We start from the raw sequence: 14709 nt of genomic DNA, 5'->3' as shown, positions 1-14709 counted from the left end.
ATATGAAAATAAACAATTCACAAGATGCACTTCTATCTGCTCAAAACATCGAAGAAGAGCTGCTTTTCAGCCCCTCTTCGGATGATAATCATCAACCTGAAATTCGCCTCATTGGATTCTGTCTGTACAAGCTAGGCCGTCGTGATCAACAGATCGAACCTTTGGCAGGGGCAAGCATCATTGAATTGCTTGATTACAACGATATTCATCATCGATCGGTGATTGCACCACGAGACCTGAGCACTCGGCACTGGGATCTTGATCCTACAAACGATAACGAATTCCCGTTAATGATCGTTTTCGATAAGTGCAATCAAGAGCCACTAGCGCTCTATCGAGACAATGGTGAAAACTGGCTTTACAGCGGCCATACGCAAACCCACATCCTCGCGACAGAACATCATGGCTTAGAGGAAACTGCCTATGAAATATATCCCTCTTTACCTTCAATTGTTAAAGGCCCACTCTCTGTTTTAAGTTTTGCCTTTTCCTCTGAAATACGCCCTATCTCAGCACTGCTAGCCGCTTCTGGTGTTGTGATGCTATTCAACCTGTCAATACCAATACTTACCAACACCTTGGTGGAGAAGGTGCTGCCTCAAAATAATCAGCAATTATTGATTGAAGGTGTCAGTGTAGTCATCCTCATTGTGATTGGTTCAGTCATAACATCTTTCTTGCAAAATCTCATGATGCTAAGGCTTGAAAGCGTAGCTGATTTAAGACTTCAATCAGCGGTGTGGGATCGGCTTATGCGCTTACCAATGAGCTTTATTAGCCAATATTCAACAGGTGATCTCTCCTCTAGAGTTAATTCCATTAGTCAGCTTCGCCAGATATTGGGGAGTGGTGTATTGACAACTTTTCTCTCAACACTTTTCTCTTTCAGCTACTTCGTGTTGATGTTTATCTATGATCGACAATTGGCATTGTGGGCCTCAGTATTCACTCTTCTTGCTGTCATTAGCCTTCTTACGATCACCTGGAAGTCAATTCAATTACAGTTGCCCCTTCTTGAAAGTGGTGCTGAAATCACGAATTTCTCGCTGCAAGCAGTTATGGGCATGCCGCAAATTCGTAGTGCTGGTGCAGAGCCTTTTTTACTTTTACGCTGGATTCGCGAGATTAATCGCTATGCGCTTATCCAATTACGCAACAATATCTACAACGATGCAATTGAGCAATATGGAACGCTTGTGTCTCCAATTGCATCGCTATTCCTTTTTTCAGTTGTTGCTTACAGAATCCTAACGAGCACAGATCAGACAGATGTCAATCAGACCATTGTGGCTTTCATTTCCTTTAATGCTGCCTTTACCAGCTTCAATGGTGCTGTGACCAATGCAGTGAATCTCATTGCAAATACAGCTGGACGCGCTGCTGTGCTCTGGAAGAGAGCAGAACCAGTGATGTATGCAGATGTCGAAAAGGGGTATCAATCAAGTGCACTCCATCACCACCTGCGAGGTGATTTCAGACTTCAGCACATCACCTTTGAATTTCCTGGAAACTCTGAATCCCTCTTTGAAGATCTGTCCTTCTCAGTGCCCGCAGGTGCGCACACTGCCATTACTGGACCGAGCGGTTGCGGAAAAACCACATTGGTGCGCATGCTGCTTGGATTCACGAGTCCGCAGTCCGGAGAAATTCTTGTGGATGGTATTCCTCTCAGTCAGCTTGCTATCCGCTCTTATCGCAGACAGATGGGGGTTGTGATGCAAACAGCAAGGCTCAATTCGGGCTCCATATATGACATCATCTGCGGTGGTATTCAAAGAAAAGAGAGCCAGATTTGGGATGCCCTTGAAAAAGCAGCCGTAGCTGATGAAGTCAAAGCAATGCCTATGCAGCTTGAAACGCTTCTCAGTGATTCGGGTGGCAATATATCGGGGGGACAAGTTCAGCGAATTGCTATTGCCAGGGCACTGATTACCAATCCCAAGGTTTTAATTATGGATGAGGCCACCAGTGCTCTAGACAATAAAGCTCAACAGCACATCACGGAAACGATTAATCAGCTCGGAATCACACGAATCAGTGTTGCTCACCGTCTATCAACAATTCAGAATGCAGATCAAATCGTGATTCTTGAAAGAGGGAAGCCATCTGAATCTGGAGACTGGAATAGTCTCAGCAATCATGGTTATTTAAAAAGGATGCTCGCTAGTCATTGATGAGGAAACAGACCAGCACTTACCAAATTCCATAACATCAATTGGGACTTTTGGTCGTTCATTAAGGCCAAACCTATTCCACTCAGGCCTGTCATCAACCCTGGAAGAAATAATGATCCTTCCTGCGTTTGGAAACACCTTAAATCCAATCTTTCACTGCTGCATCGATCGATCACCGATGCCCGATAACGGTCTGCTTTCTTTGTAGCCATCGCACGTGTTTCCGGCTCCACGCACCAAGGCCCACTCACCGCGGCCCCAAGCACAGCCATTAAGCCCAGGCCACCGCAACAGAGATGATCCATCCCAGGTTCAGACTGAGCGACTGTGGTTTGAACAGCAATCTTGATTTCCTCCTCACACTGTTGATCCCAAAGCTCAGTTCCCCATAGACAGATCCTGCCAAGAGCAATACCCGGTGCGCCATGACACCAGGCCACCATGAAGTTAGGGTCAGCGCTAGCAGCATTTGATGAATCTCGAAAGTCAGGCCAATTGCCGTGCTGAGGTAGAAAGAAACCGCGTTCATAGCTCAAGGCCGCTTCAGCCCCCTTCCGAAAACGCTCATCACCGGTGGCAGCATGCAAACGAGCCAGAGCTGCTGCATAACCGGCCGTTCCGTGGGAGAAGCCAAGCAGGCCTTTTGTGTCTCGTCCACAAAGCCAACTTCCTTGAGGTTGTTGTCTTTCAAGCAGATGATCACCTGCCCTCATAGCCAGAGACAGTGCATGCTCTGTGTTTTGTGCCAAAAGCGAGCCGATCAATCCTGCACTGCCACCAATGACATCCAACTGCTGATCCGCTTCGATACAACGCGGGAGCAGATCACTCAGCAATATGTCAATCCAATCGCTGTGACCAAGTTGCTGCAATCCGAGCAGGATCCCGCCACATCCACTGATACCAAGAGCCTGATCTCTCCACCAACGCAACCGTGAATCCGCAGAATGCGGACTTATCAATGATTTTAATGCAATCAAAATGGAGCCTGCCAACGATTCGCCGTCAGCAAAAGTGGACTCCTCTCGACGCAGGCAGGCTTCAAAGCAAGCAATTCCGATCGAACCGCCATAGAGCGATAAGCCCACTGGACCAAACGAGAAACTTTCCCCATCGGCGCCTAAATCCATTCCAAGCCACTCCACCTGGCCATTGGAATCATGAATCGCCATTTGATTCAAGCGATTGAAGATCGCGATTGCGGCATGATTATCACGATATGAATCATCGACTTCGTTGATGTCAGAATCATCACCTGATACCGGCGTGTTTTGAATATCAATTTCAGATTCACGCAAGACTCTTGCAGATGTTGAACCCGCAATTAACTTCAATTGAAATTCAACTTCCTCGGCAGAAAGCTGCATGAGGCGTTCGCGGGCTGAAGCTAACCCACTTGTTTCGAGAAAGCCAGGAAGCACCCCCTCAGTTTCATCAAGGTGCAAAGCGTCTCCATCAAGCGGATGTGTAAAAAAAGGAATATCCAATTGCCGCATCTGCTCCAGTTCAGAAGCAAACACTGGCCAGTGATGGGGCCGCGATTCTGCAAGCAGAAAACTACGCGCTAGCTGCTCTAGCTTCAGGGCCTGTGCCACGGAAGAGCGCAGCGATTCTGGCTCAAGTTGTTGTCGCTGAATCGCGAAATAGACCCGGGTGGCGCGCAGCACAATCCGACGTGGCAATCCGATAAACAGTGAAAAGATTCCGTCCTTCTGCAGCCAGGACTCACGCACAGCGATCAACTCTTCACACTGAGCTTTAAATCCCTCTTGAAAACCGTGAAGGTAGCGGTCAAATACATTTTTTGAGCCAATTCCTACTGGAAGACTGGTAGGAATCTCTGCATTGACACTGACTCGGCCAGGCATCATCCCATCGCTATTGAGACCGAGCCAACCAGCCGTTTTGATTTTATCGTGCTTGGGAGGCATCACACCAAAAGCACTGATATCAACGGCTATTTTCTGCCCTCCAAGGAACATCCATTGAGGCAGAAGCCCTGATCGCAAAACCGAACGCTGAAAGCGCTTCTGCAATCCCGAGGCTTGAATTAGATCAGGCTGATCTGAAGCATCAGTGACGTGATCAAAAACATCCGCCTCCAGCAAGGTTTCCGTATCAATTAAGAGCAATTGATCTCCGCAGGCGATCAGATTCTCATGATGACAATCCGTGCAGCCAAGAATATGGAGAACCGCTGTTAATCTTCCGGAATTATAATAAAACTGACTCAACTCTTGGTTGTCACCGCAGACTTGATGCGTCACATATTCCATGTATCCATATCCGTTACCGCAGTGAATCTGCAGCATTCTCAGCGGATCCATATTGCTGCGCTGATTAAGATCTAATAAAACCTGCTGATAAGCTTCATCAAGCCTCATGTCTTTGGGCTTATACACAACTTTTAGAGCTGAATCTTCATCACCTTCAAATCCAAAACTCAAAATCGCTACGGCACGCCCCCCGCGATGCGGATCACTCAATCCTTGCTTAATACCGACTAAACAGTGATGGGCTGAAATTCCAAATTTGGACTCAAGAATCGGGCGATCTGAAGCAACCCGCTCAAGCATGTCTGCAGAGGTTTGCAACCACAGCTCAATCACCGTGCCAACCAATCGGCCTAACACAGGAAATTCCTCGAGCAAAGACTGCAATCCATCGCGACGATGGCGTTGCACAAATGTCTCGTAATGCTCGCGAACGGGTGGACCTGAGCCATCGCCGGAAGCACCCAGATGAGCGAGAAGCATCGTGCCTGGCGTCCGTTCAGAGCTAAAGCAAGACCACAACGCCTGTTCCGCCATGGAGCACAACCGTTTGATCAGGGCATCGGCCAACTGTGCCAATCCCGCTCGTGCAATCCCTCCATCAAGGGCAATGGAACCGCTCCGCTCTTGCAGCCATTCCATGGCAGGAGCATGCAACGGCTGCCAAAGATCCACAAAAGGACGTTGATCTTCCTCAGCGGACACCGGCATCATGGGTACGGCCCATGCTTCCTTCAGAACGGCAGAGACGAGGACCAGCCTGTTTTGCCAATCCGAGATCGCTTGTTGATTGTCGGCACCATCCGACTTCAACCATTTTTCAAATTCTTCTTCAGACAGGCCATCCCAGGACAGACGCCGCGCGAACTTATGCGGCTCATCCGGTGCCACCGTTGCTTGCCAAAGCGCTTCGCAGGAAGACTGGTCTATGGGTACAACTCTCCGCTGTGTGCATTGTTGTCCAAAAACGCCAATCTGGCCAAGCCATCACAAAAAGAAGACCGACACAAGCCGATTCACCAGATTGTCAAGACGCGAAAGGTGAACGGCAAAACCATATCGGCATCACCGACAACCACCTCGGGCGCAATCCAAGCCAAGTGAGAGTTCTGCTTTCTGGTGCTCGCGGGGCTGCCTCTAGGGACGCTGGGCATATTCAATTCAACTTTCTTGGTCTAACCCGTTCCCTCGAACTGGGACACATTGGTTCCTGGCCAGTTTTGGTGGCTGTTTGTGCATTGCCCCTACCCGATCACTTTTTTCTGTACGGATCCGATCAGTGAACTGTGGGGAGAGAAGAGGGCCTCCCAGGTGGTGATTCAGACCATTGCTATGACTGCTGAACAGACCTAATACCCATGTCAGAAGAGCAACTCAAAGCCTTCCTGGAGAAGGTCAAAGCAGACACCAGCCTTCAGGAGAAGCTGCAAGCCGCTGCTGATTCCGATGCAGTTCTTGCGATTGCAAAAGAGGGGGGATTTATGATTTCCGCTGATGATTTGAAGAACGCTCAATCAGAGGTTGAGATTTCAGATGAAGAGCTGGAAAACGTGGCTGGTGGTGCATGCCACGCGACTTGTCGCGGCGATAGAAAGGGCGAGACTTACCAATAACATAGCTGGGGCTATGTAAAACTGCGGGAGCCTACTTATCAAAGCCTCAAGGGGTTTTCATTTCTTTAATCACCCCAAAAACACCATCAATCTGCCTTCAGTGCTTGGCGCGATTGTACACTTTAATTGTTAGCCAAAGACACTGCAGTAGACCATTGCTATAAATAATTAACAGACTTGACACCTATGTCAGAAGAACAGCTCAAGGCTTTTATCGCCAAAGCCAAGGATGACCAGTCCATTCAAGACAAACTAAAGGCAGCAAAGACTCCTGAAGACGTCGTAGGGATCGCTAAAGAGCACGGCCACGAATTCACTGCTGATAATGTCGCTGAACTCAGTGAAGAGGAGCTGGAAGGCGTGGCTGGTGGACGGGTCCAGACGTTATGGTGTCCTGTGTGTCCTACGGGGGTCCCTATGTGATCGGTGTTGCTGGGACCTGGCTGCCTTTGATTGGTTGTGGATGGATTTGAGCCTACTCATTGCAAAGCCCCTGCCACTACAGGGGTTTTTTATTGCTTCAATAGTCTGAATAATCCCATCATTCAGTCTTCAATACCTGGAACGATTGAGCGCAGTTGAGCAGAGATAGGAAGCGCATGACTAGTGTCACGGATTTCCGTTAGTCAGTTAATTATCTTGATCATTGCATGGATCTCTAGAAATTCATTGGATGTAGCGCTTCGTCAGGCCACTGATCTTTGCCAAACAATGCATCTCCGATAGTTTGCAATAGAGATTTACCTTCACTTAGTTGTTTGCGGACGCTAAATTCAATCTCCTCAAGTTCATTGTTTTCAAGATTCAAGGTCTCGATCAGTTCTCGATATGCCGTACGTTCATCAGCATTGATGTCCTGTTGGTCTTCGGGGTTACGCGAAACTCCTGCCACTAATCCCGCAATTCGCGCTGCAAGGCAGCGGTCGCCATGGGTCTTGAGCTGTTTGCCTAGGCTGGAAAGTTCCGGAAGGTTCACTTGGGTTATCCGAGGTACAGCTCTTAAGCCCAGGCGATCCGGTAAATCCAAGATCATTTTTTCTTCTTCCTCAGAGATTGAGCCGTCGCTCAGCGCGATCACCTGTGCAATCAATAGGAGTGTGGAGTGGCTTGCTTCATTCCCCATCTTTGGCTGACCTTTGTGTTTCTCCTCCTCAGTCTGCTTTTGATCAGCAACTACGGCCAATACGCGTTCAGCGTCATCCCGATTCAACGGGGTGACCGATCCACATCAGTCTTGAGTTGTTTGTTTCTTGTTTTTGAGTCGGTGATTTTTGCTTTTGCGGCCTCAACCCCCTGCCGGCAGCGTGAACCAGCAGAGCACCACGCTGATCGAACTGAATAACACCACGGTCAGGGGCCAGATTTCATCTAGGCGATGGAGGCGCTGCTCCATCTGATCCCGCCTGGGACCGGCGGGCATCTCCTCCATCTCTCCGTAGCGGCGGCCGATGAAGATCACCAGCACGAAGGCGAGCAGCGTCACCACATAGGCCACCACGTAAACCTGATCCAGAAAGGTGAGGTAGGGCAGATCGGGCAGCTCATCTCGATAGGTCTGTTGCAAAAACACCAGAGTCAGCAACACCGTGACTGGAATTCCAGCCCGGGCATCCTGTTCATCAGCCCGAACCTTGAAGACCAGCAGCACCATCGCCATCACCACCAGCAGCGGCAGCATCAGCCGCCAGAACGCAGACCAGGCTGAGGTCCCGAAAGAGATGTCGTAGACGATCAGGCTGTAGTCGTCCGCGCTTCCTCCCAGGCCGAAATTGGTGGCGTAGTTATGCCTGTACTCGGCAATCGACCAGCCCCTGTTCAGCCAGCCGATGATGCCGGCGAACAGACCCATGCCGCTGTTCTGGACATCCGGTTCGAAGCGCAGATTCCGATAGTCGAAACCACCATCAACATCCTCCATCTCCAGCACGAGCGGCAGGCTGACGGTGACGAATGGAAAGTGCCGGAAGCTCGCCTTGTCGATGTAGAAGCGTCCGATGTAGGTGAACAACTGGTAATAAGTCCCATCTTCCAGACGCACAGGACTGGGGGACAGCGGCGTGAGCGTTGGATCAGCGTCTGAGAGCAGGGCGTTCACCAGGGTGATTCGTTCGCTGATCGATTGGTTCTGCTCTTCCAGATAGCGCTGCAGCGGTTCCTGCCATCGCAGCCAGACATAGCCGTTGGCGGAATAGCTGGGAATGCTGAGATCGAGGTCGTAGGTGCTGGTCGCGTAGACCCCTGCTTGGATGTGATACGCCGCGTCTTCAACGGCCTGCTGGTCGGTGTTCGTTTCTCGATCGGAGAGCAGCTGTCCTCGCAGAGAGGTCCAGCCGTCGCCGGGCAGCCGCCCCGGATCGGTTGTCAGGGCTCGGGAGGACGAGGCCAGCCGCAGAGCATCACGGCTTGGCACCTGGTCCACATCAAGTTCCCTGATGCCTGAAACGGCCAGCACTGCGGCAAGCAGAATCGAGACAGCGGCAAGGATGTTCCAGTGCTTCTGTTTCCTCGGGGCCATCGTGAGCTCGGCTCTCAAACCACTCTGGCCCGCGGCCTTGCCAGAAGGCGCCTTGCGTTAAGGGGGTTTGCCTTGACCGGTCTGGCATTGAGCGGTCTGGTACTGCTGCCGCTGCCCATCTGGATCGCGCAATCCCGCGATGCCAAATCAGAACCTCTCTCCCAATTAAAACGTCCATCAACCGCCGATGAGCTGGTGCTGGGCCAGTCACTGCCGCTCAGCGGACCCTCCGGCCAACTCGGTCTGGACTATCGGCGCGGAGCCATGGCCTGGTTCGATGCGGTGAACCGACGCGGCGGTATCCATGGGCGTCGGATCCGTCTGATCAGTCTTGATGATCAGTATGAACCCGACAGGACTCTTCAGAACACGCGTCATCTGCTCGGCCGCCAGGATCTGCTGGCTCTGTTCGGTTATGTCGGCACCCCAACCACAAAGGTGGCTCTGCCGTTGATCGAGAAGGCTGCTGTGCCTTTGGTGGCGCCAATGACAGGTGCCAGCCTGCTGCGCCGCCCGGAGCTGCGCATGGTGTTCAACCTTCGCGCCAGTTACCGAGGTGAAATCACAGCGATGGTGGACGAGATGGTTCGCGATGCCAACCATCGGATCGCCGTTGTTTATCAGGACGATGCCTTCGGTCAGGATGGGCTGGAGGGAGCCCTGGTTGCGCTGCGTCGTCATGGTCTCAAACCCGTTGTGACAGCGAAGGTGCAGCGCAATTCCGATCAGGTGGGCTCCGCTGTCAGGCGCCTGATGGCTGTGAATCCAAATGGTGTCGTCGTCGTGTCCGCCTATGTGAGCTCAGCGGCTCTGGCCACCGCTATGCGGGAGAGGGGCAGTCGTGCCCAGATCATGAATGTGTCTTTTGTGGGGACCAAGGCCCTGCAGCAGGCCATGCCGGTGGGTGTTTCAAACGGGATCGGTGTGGCTCAGGTCGTGCCCTTCCCATGGAACCGCTGGATTCCTGTGGTGGCCGAGTACCAGAAGCTGATGCGTCGCAACAGCGAGGATCCAGGCTTCGGTTTCACCAGTCTTGAAGGGTTTCTCGCAGCGCGGCTGATCACGGATGCCCTTAACCGTGCGGGGCCTGATCCCACTCGTGAGTCGCTGGTCAAAGCGTTGGAATCAATCAGGGATCTCGATCTCGGAGGCTTCAGGATCGACATGGATCGCGACGATCATCAGGCCAGTGATTTCGTGGAACTGACCTTTCTCGGCTCGCAGAGCTGGGAACCCTGATCAGCCCCCGCTACCCCGTCCCCAAAACCGCCTGCAATCCCTGGGACAGCATTCCAGCCCCACAGCCATCACGCCCTGGAGGTGCCACCCGCTCCAGCGATTTGATCATTCCGTCGGTTCAGGAGCGAGCCGATAAGGCTCTCGGCAAGTGATCAGCATCCCTGCCGACCGCAGGGCTCTTGTTGCCATGGAGCCTTGGCGTCACCGGCTTCCGCGTGAGCTAAACCCCTTCAGGCACTGGGGTCTGAGCCGTTCACCAGAAGCTCACCAGAACCTCGTGGGAGTCCACACCAGTGTTGTGTAGTGGGGTTCACCAAAAGAGCTGTGATCTTGAAGGAGTCGAGGGGGCTCACCCCTCGAACCCCTCGCTTTCAGAACGATGACAGTTCAAACCCCAACACCCAACGGATTAACGCTTGAGACTGATTATCGTGATCCATCATTTGAGGCAATTGATCATTATTTTGCCTGCATGACAATGTGCGACAGAGATGATCAGAACTGTGTCAACAATTGTCTTGATTACCATATGAAGCTAAGTGATGCTTGGCTTCATTGTTAATTGATTTTCGTCATCCCCGCCAAGTGCGGGGTTTTTATATCAAGCAAGCCATCGGGTAACGATAGTGCCGTCATAAATATGACCAGAAGCTTCGACAACAGGTTTGGTCTCTGGATTCATGAAGATGTCATAGAGAACGTTTTCAGGCCCCTGGAAAATAACTGTTGCTCTAGCAGGGTCGTCCTTAGAAACTCCGATATAAAAGGTTTGAACACCCATTTGAGCAAACATGGCCTGTTGCTCAGGCGCATTCATATATGAACGATATTCCTCAAACGTATTGCTCAGTTTGAAGTCAAGAACAGTCGTCTCAATCATGGGTCTGTGCACATTTCCAAAACACTGAGTCTCTTTTAGCGACTCTCTGGAGACATCGGCAGGATGTGCGTCACTAGATCAGCGTTGACCAACCTGATCAAACCTGGACCCACATCGGCGATCGATGCAGCGCAGCGGGCCAGCTCGAAGCGCTCCCTTTCGCAAGAAAAGGCACCCAGCGTATTCCCGAAGACATGAGTAAATCTACTTAAGCGTTAATACTCATCTGAGTAGATTCTGTTTTGCCCCGTGTTCCTAGCTCTGGTCATGTTCGTGGGTATTGGCGTCGTCCTTGGCGCTGTTGCTGTTCTGGATGGCGCTTCGTCGTAGTCCAGTCGACGACAACGACTCGCAGCGGGCCAGGTCAAGGTGCTGGCCCAGAGGATCGGCATGTACGAGATCAATCAGCCGCCAGTTTGATTCGAATGGTGGCCAAACTCCACAGATTCCGAACAAGGACCGCCCACTTGTTGATCGCCATGTACCGATGAACGGTGTCGGCTGGATGATGAATGACCAGGAGCAAAAGGTCTGCAGCTTCACCAATGCCAATCCAACCGCACATGCGCAGTGGGTTGTTGTGGAGTCCAGACCGCTGCGCGGTGGTGGTCAGCCTGTCGTCGGGCGGATGCTCAGGCACAACGCCATCGAAGCCTGGGAAAGGATTCAGAAGTCAGGCGGGTGGAAACGCTATAAGCCCAGGTGGTGGCAAAGATCTAAGCCGTTCACCAGAAGCTCACCAGAACTTCGCAAGGGCTGCACCAGAGCTGTGTAGTGGGGTTCACCAGAAGGGCTGTGATGTTGAAGGAGTCGAGGGGGCAATACCTCCAACCATCCACTCCAACAAGCCATGTCTGTTAGATCCCTCTTCATCTCCACCCTTTCCCTCGCGCTGGGCATTGGCGCTGTGACGCATGCAAAATCCCAGTTGATCGAACAGGGACTTCAGCAGGTCCCTAAAACCGAGGAATTTGCTCATCGCTCTTCTCTCACGAGCAGTGATGGATTTCAGCCCACTTTTTATGAGTCTCGTTCCTTGGGCGATGCTGCCAACGCCTGGTCCCGTTGGCTTGTTTGATGAGGCTTCACTGTGCATCACATGTTCAGAATCCCCGCCAAGCGCGGGGTTATTTATTGCCCTGGAGCATTGGCGTCACCGCCTTGAAAGACAGCTATATAAAAGTAGACCACATGCAGAGATCACAATGACTAGGCTTTTGGTTTACAGCTTTTTAGCTCTGCCAATGTGCACTTTCCTTCCTGCTGAAGCGAGGAATATGACACGTTGGGTGGATGTGAGTTGCTACGAGAATCGTTGTGAATCTGTGAGGGTCATCTCACCAGTCTTTTTTCAGCACCGATCATCTGATGGAAATGTCTGGAAAGTCGAAGCCGATTGTGATGCAGGACGAACGAGGGCGCATTTCAGTGATGGAACAACTGCTGACTGGTTTTCGCCGCCATCCGGATCAGTCGGGTCAGCCATGCTTGAGCAAGTTTGTCGTTGAACAAGGGGTTACAGCGAATTGTTCAATCCGTTGCGCTGCTTGATTGTGTCATTCAGTCGACGGAAGGATGTGCGTCACCAGATCAGCGTCGACCCTGCGGAACACTCCTGAATCCACATCAGCGATCTGATCTAATGCGTCCTTACTCGAAGGTACAAATACCCTCATAATCGTGAAAAGTGACAGTGATTGTCTTTCTACTCGCTGCAAGCACGTGCTCTTCTTCGTACTCACCTAGATCCTCTACCAATTCGAACTTGGCAGGAGGCTGAACTAAATCGAGGCTTTCATTCCCGTCAGCGTCCTTCTCTCCTATTCCTCTCACCCTCCAGTAGGTCACTGGATTAATTTCGCCTTCGGTTGTTTTAAGACACTCATACACGGCTGGCCCCTCTATCTCCAAAGGCCACGATGCGCTCCTGTCCTCTGCCATTACTGGTGAGCATCCGAATGCCATCAATGCCAGAAGGACGTGGTTCTTCATCAGTGGTTCTGATTGCTCAGACCTAAATAGCACCGGTTTGCAAGATGCCACTCTCTGAATATCTTGGGGCAATGGTCTCCGTTTTGGTTGACTCCAATGCCAGAGAACTGGATTCCTGGGCTTCAGCCTCCTAAGCCTTCCTCTGCCGACCTCAAGAAAGGACCAACTGTCGAGGGTGTTTCTGAAGAGGGAAAGAATGAGAAGGTCATCTCTCTGGAAGAACTAGAGCAAGTCAAGGAATCAGGCTTCGAGGTTCCCAATGAAGGACGTGCCCCCGGCTTCTAGGGCTCTTCCGATAGCTGCAAGGACTTTCTGGCTGACTTCTAGGGCTGCAATTCCGGGAGGATGTCGGTCACCAGATCAGCGTTGCTCCAGCCCAGCCGAGCGCAGGGCTTTTTATTGCCCTGGAGCGTTGGCGTTACTGGCTTTCGCGTCAGCTGAGCCCTGTCAGCCAAGTAGTTCCGAGCTATTCACCAGACGCTCACCAGAACCTCGTGGGGTCTTCACCAGAGCTGTGTAGTTGGGTTCACCAGAAGAGCTGTGATCTTGAAGGAGTCGAGGGGCAACACCCCACACATCACTCACTCACTTCAAAACCATGACTACTGCAAAATTGTTGAATCGTGTCACCACTGCTCAGATTCAGACTCAGGATCTGACCGATGACCAGCTTGAAATGGTGTCTGGCGGAGCCAATGAAACTTGCCGGACATATTATGACCCAGCTGGTGGTGTACACATGGTTTGCAGGCAATACAAAAACTAAGCTCACAGATCATTGACGAGTCCATAAAAAACCTCGCCAAGTGCGGGGGTTTTTTATGTCAAGCAAGTGAATACGGTGTTTCCTGCCGACCGTTGCTATGACTGCTGAACAGACCTGATACCCATGTCAGAAGAGCAGTTAAAAGCCTTTATCGAGAAGCTTCAGGGTGACGATAGTTTGCAAGAGAAACTTAAAACAGCTGCTGATGCTGATGCTGTTGTCGAGATTGCGAAAGATGCAGGCTTTAGCATCTCTGCTGATGACTTGAAGAACGCTCAACCAGAGGTTTCAGAAGAAGAGCTGGAAAACGTGGCTGGCGGGTCTCGTTGTCAACGATTTGGAACTTGCTTCGATTATACAAATCTCACTACGATTTGTGAACTTACTGTACTCTTTATCTGCTGATGTCCTGAGCCTACTCATTAAAGCTCCTGGCGCCGCAGGGGTTTTTTTTCTTCAATCACCCCGACAAGTCCATCAATCAGCCTTCAATACTTGGTACGATTGAGCGCAGTAATTATTAGCCACAGACATTTCAAGGCATTGTTGCTATATTTGATTTTGATTCCCAATAACCATGTCAGAAGAGCAACTCAAAGCCTTCCTGGAAAAAGTGAAAGGTGATTCCAATCTTCAGGAAAAGCTCAAAGCCGCTGCTGATTCAGACGCAGTTCTTGCGATTGCGAAAGATGCTGGTTTTAGTATTTCTGCTGACGACTTGATGACCGCTCAATCAAAGGTTTCAGAAAAAGAGCTGGAAAACGTGGCTGGCGGTAATCGTGGGGACACTGGGAATACTAATTGTTCAATCTTGAACACTAATTGTTGGGTCTGCTGACCTGAGCCTACTCATTGCAGAGCCCCTACAAACGCAGGGTTTTTTATTGCCTCAATCACCCCAAAAAGATCATCAATCAGTCTCCAATAACTGGCGCGATTGAGTGCAGTTGAGCAGAAATAGTCAGGGCTTAATTAGTAATCAAGCCTGCAATCAACTAGCAACTCAGGCCAATACCCGTTCAGCGGCATCCATGAGGCCATGAGCAAACTCAACCAGGCGAAGGAGCGGCTGCTGATGACGGTGGCAGCGTGACACCTCGCTGGTCTTTCAAACCAGCTGGGGCCATTTATGCCATGGATTTATGCCACGCCATCGCATTGGAGGTCAAAATTCCTGCAATGACTGGTTACGCCTTTGGTCTTCAAAACCATCGCGATCCGATTTGAAGGGGTACGCAGACTTAAAGGGACAGCACC

13 protein-coding genes and 1 pseudogene are annotated in these 14709 nt (G+C 51.0%); 8 read left to right on the top strand and 6 right to left on the bottom strand.

Going from position 1 to position 14709, the window contains the following annotated elements:
• Positions 1 to 2: 2 nt before the first annotated feature.
• Positions 3 to 2174 carry an ATP-binding cassette domain-containing protein gene (locus AC6EI9_RS04870; protein ID WP_498469399.1) on the top strand — a complete coding sequence of 724 codons (2172 nt, stop codon included), beginning with the start codon at positions 3 to 5 and terminating at the stop codon, positions 2172 to 2174.
• Here AC6EI9_RS04870 and AC6EI9_RS04865 read toward each other — a convergent pair.
• On the bottom strand, positions 2168 to 5338 hold the full coding sequence (locus AC6EI9_RS04865; RefSeq protein WP_498469398.1) for a type 2 lanthipeptide synthetase LanM family protein: 3171 nt from the start codon (positions 5336 to 5338) through the stop codon (positions 2168 to 2170). The genes AC6EI9_RS04870 and AC6EI9_RS04865 overlap by 7 nt on opposite strands.
• Before the next feature lie 225 nt (positions 5339 to 5563).
• On the opposite strand from AC6EI9_RS04865, the pseudogene AC6EI9_RS04860 reads away from it, so the two are divergent.
• From AC6EI9_RS04860 to AC6EI9_RS04850, 3 genes and pseudogenes are all read left to right on the top strand, one after another.
• Positions 5564 to 5764: pseudogene (locus AC6EI9_RS04860) on the top strand (queuosine precursor transporter); the annotation flags it as partial.
• Between the two features lie 41 nt (positions 5765 to 5805).
• Positions 5806 to 6060, top strand: coding sequence for a Nif11-like leader peptide family natural product precursor (locus tag AC6EI9_RS04855; RefSeq protein ID WP_498469397.1), 255 nt, complete (start codon positions 5806 to 5808; stop codon positions 6058 to 6060).
• Between the two features lie 186 nt (positions 6061 to 6246).
• Entirely contained in the window at positions 6247 to 6483 is a 237-nt protein-coding gene (locus tag AC6EI9_RS04850; RefSeq protein ID WP_498469396.1) for a Nif11-like leader peptide family natural product precursor, read from the top strand.
• Positions 6484 to 6718: 235 nt separating this feature from the next.
• Here AC6EI9_RS04850 and AC6EI9_RS04845 read toward each other — a convergent pair whose 3' ends face one another.
• Together AC6EI9_RS04845 and AC6EI9_RS04840 are read right to left on the bottom strand one after the other, a co-directional pair.
• Positions 6719 to 7270, bottom strand: a complete 552-nt coding sequence (locus AC6EI9_RS04845) for a TerB family tellurite resistance protein (protein ID WP_498469395.1) — start codon at positions 7268 to 7270, stop codon at positions 6719 to 6721.
• Between the two features lie 75 nt (positions 7271 to 7345).
• Positions 7346 to 8575, bottom strand: coding sequence for a ligand-gated ion channel (locus tag AC6EI9_RS04840; protein ID WP_498469394.1), 1230 nt, complete (start codon positions 8573 to 8575; stop codon positions 7346 to 7348).
• On the opposite strand from AC6EI9_RS04840, the gene AC6EI9_RS04835 reads away from it, so the two are divergent.
• Positions 8552 to 9814, top strand: coding sequence for an ABC transporter substrate-binding protein (locus AC6EI9_RS04835; protein WP_498469393.1), 1263 nt, complete (start codon positions 8552 to 8554; stop codon positions 9812 to 9814). The two genes, AC6EI9_RS04840 and AC6EI9_RS04835, sit on opposite strands and share 24 nt — an antisense overlap.
• Before the next feature lie 601 nt (positions 9815 to 10415).
• Here AC6EI9_RS04835 and AC6EI9_RS04830 read toward each other — a convergent pair.
• Both AC6EI9_RS04830 and AC6EI9_RS04825 read right to left on the bottom strand, forming a co-directional pair.
• Positions 10416 to 10694 (bottom strand): DUF3764 family protein, encoded by a 279-nt coding sequence (locus AC6EI9_RS04830; protein ID WP_498469392.1) that lies wholly within the window; start codon positions 10692 to 10694, stop codon positions 10416 to 10418.
• A 400-nt stretch (positions 10695 to 11094) separates the two neighbouring features.
• Positions 11095 to 11334: a hypothetical protein gene (locus AC6EI9_RS04825; protein WP_498469391.1), complete on the bottom strand. Its 240-nt coding sequence runs from the start codon at positions 11332 to 11334 to the stop codon at positions 11095 to 11097.
• 210 nt (positions 11335 to 11544) lie between these two features.
• Here AC6EI9_RS04825 and AC6EI9_RS04820 point away from each other — a divergent pair, with 210 nt between their 5' ends.
• The gene (locus AC6EI9_RS04820) at positions 11545 to 11772 is read left to right on the top strand and encodes a hypothetical protein (protein WP_498469390.1); all 228 of its coding nucleotides are present in this window, start codon (positions 11545 to 11547) and stop codon (positions 11770 to 11772) included.
• Positions 11773 to 12344: 572 nt separating this feature from the next.
• On the opposite strand, the gene AC6EI9_RS04815 is transcribed toward AC6EI9_RS04820, so the two are convergent.
• On the bottom strand, positions 12345 to 12686 hold the full coding sequence (locus AC6EI9_RS04815) for a hypothetical protein (RefSeq protein WP_498469389.1): 342 nt from the start codon (positions 12684 to 12686) through the stop codon (positions 12345 to 12347).
• An 889-nt stretch (positions 12687 to 13575) separates the two neighbouring features.
• Between AC6EI9_RS04815 and AC6EI9_RS04810 the strand changes: the two genes are divergently transcribed.
• Both AC6EI9_RS04810 and AC6EI9_RS04805 read left to right on the top strand, forming a co-directional pair.
• Complete coding sequence (locus AC6EI9_RS04810; protein ID WP_498469388.1) at positions 13576 to 13857, top strand: Nif11-like leader peptide family natural product precursor; 282 nt, start codon at positions 13576 to 13578, stop codon at positions 13855 to 13857.
• 172 nt (positions 13858 to 14029) lie between these two features.
• Entirely contained in the window at positions 14030 to 14290 is a 261-nt protein-coding gene (locus AC6EI9_RS04805) for a Nif11-like leader peptide family natural product precursor (protein WP_498469387.1), read from the top strand.
• The last annotated feature ends 419 nt before the right edge of the window (positions 14291 to 14709 follow it).

This window comes from Synechococcus sp. MIT2312 (genome assembly GCF_059772315.1).
Note: the sequence above shows the minus strand (reverse complement) of the source record. Positions and strands in the feature narration are given on the sequence as shown.

Coding starts and splice junctions, on each gene's coding strand:
- AC6EI9_RS04820 (WP_498469390.1), top strand. CDS start 11,545: ATGTCTGTTAGATCCCTCTTCATCTCCACCCTTTCCCTCGCGCTGGGC.
- AC6EI9_RS04805 (WP_498469387.1), top strand. CDS start 14,030: ATGTCAGAAGAGCAACTCAAAGCCTTCCTGGAAAAAGTGAAAGGTGAT.
- AC6EI9_RS04815 (WP_498469389.1), bottom strand. CDS start 12,686: ATGAAGAACCACGTCCTTCTGGCATTGATGGCATTCGGATGCTCACCA.
- AC6EI9_RS04810 (WP_498469388.1), top strand. CDS start 13,576: ATGTCAGAAGAGCAGTTAAAAGCCTTTATCGAGAAGCTTCAGGGTGAC.
- AC6EI9_RS04830 (WP_498469392.1), bottom strand. CDS start 10,694: ATGATTGAGACGACTGTTCTTGACTTCAAACTGAGCAATACGTTTGAG.
- AC6EI9_RS04840 (WP_498469394.1), bottom strand. CDS start 8,575: ATGGCCCCGAGGAAACAGAAGCACTGGAACATCCTTGCCGCTGTCTCG.
- AC6EI9_RS04850 (WP_498469396.1), top strand. CDS start 6,247: ATGTCAGAAGAACAGCTCAAGGCTTTTATCGCCAAAGCCAAGGATGAC.
- AC6EI9_RS04855 (WP_498469397.1), top strand. CDS start 5,806: ATGTCAGAAGAGCAACTCAAAGCCTTCCTGGAGAAGGTCAAAGCAGAC.
- AC6EI9_RS04870 (WP_498469399.1), top strand. CDS start 3: ATGAAAATAAACAATTCACAAGATGCACTTCTATCTGCTCAAAACATC.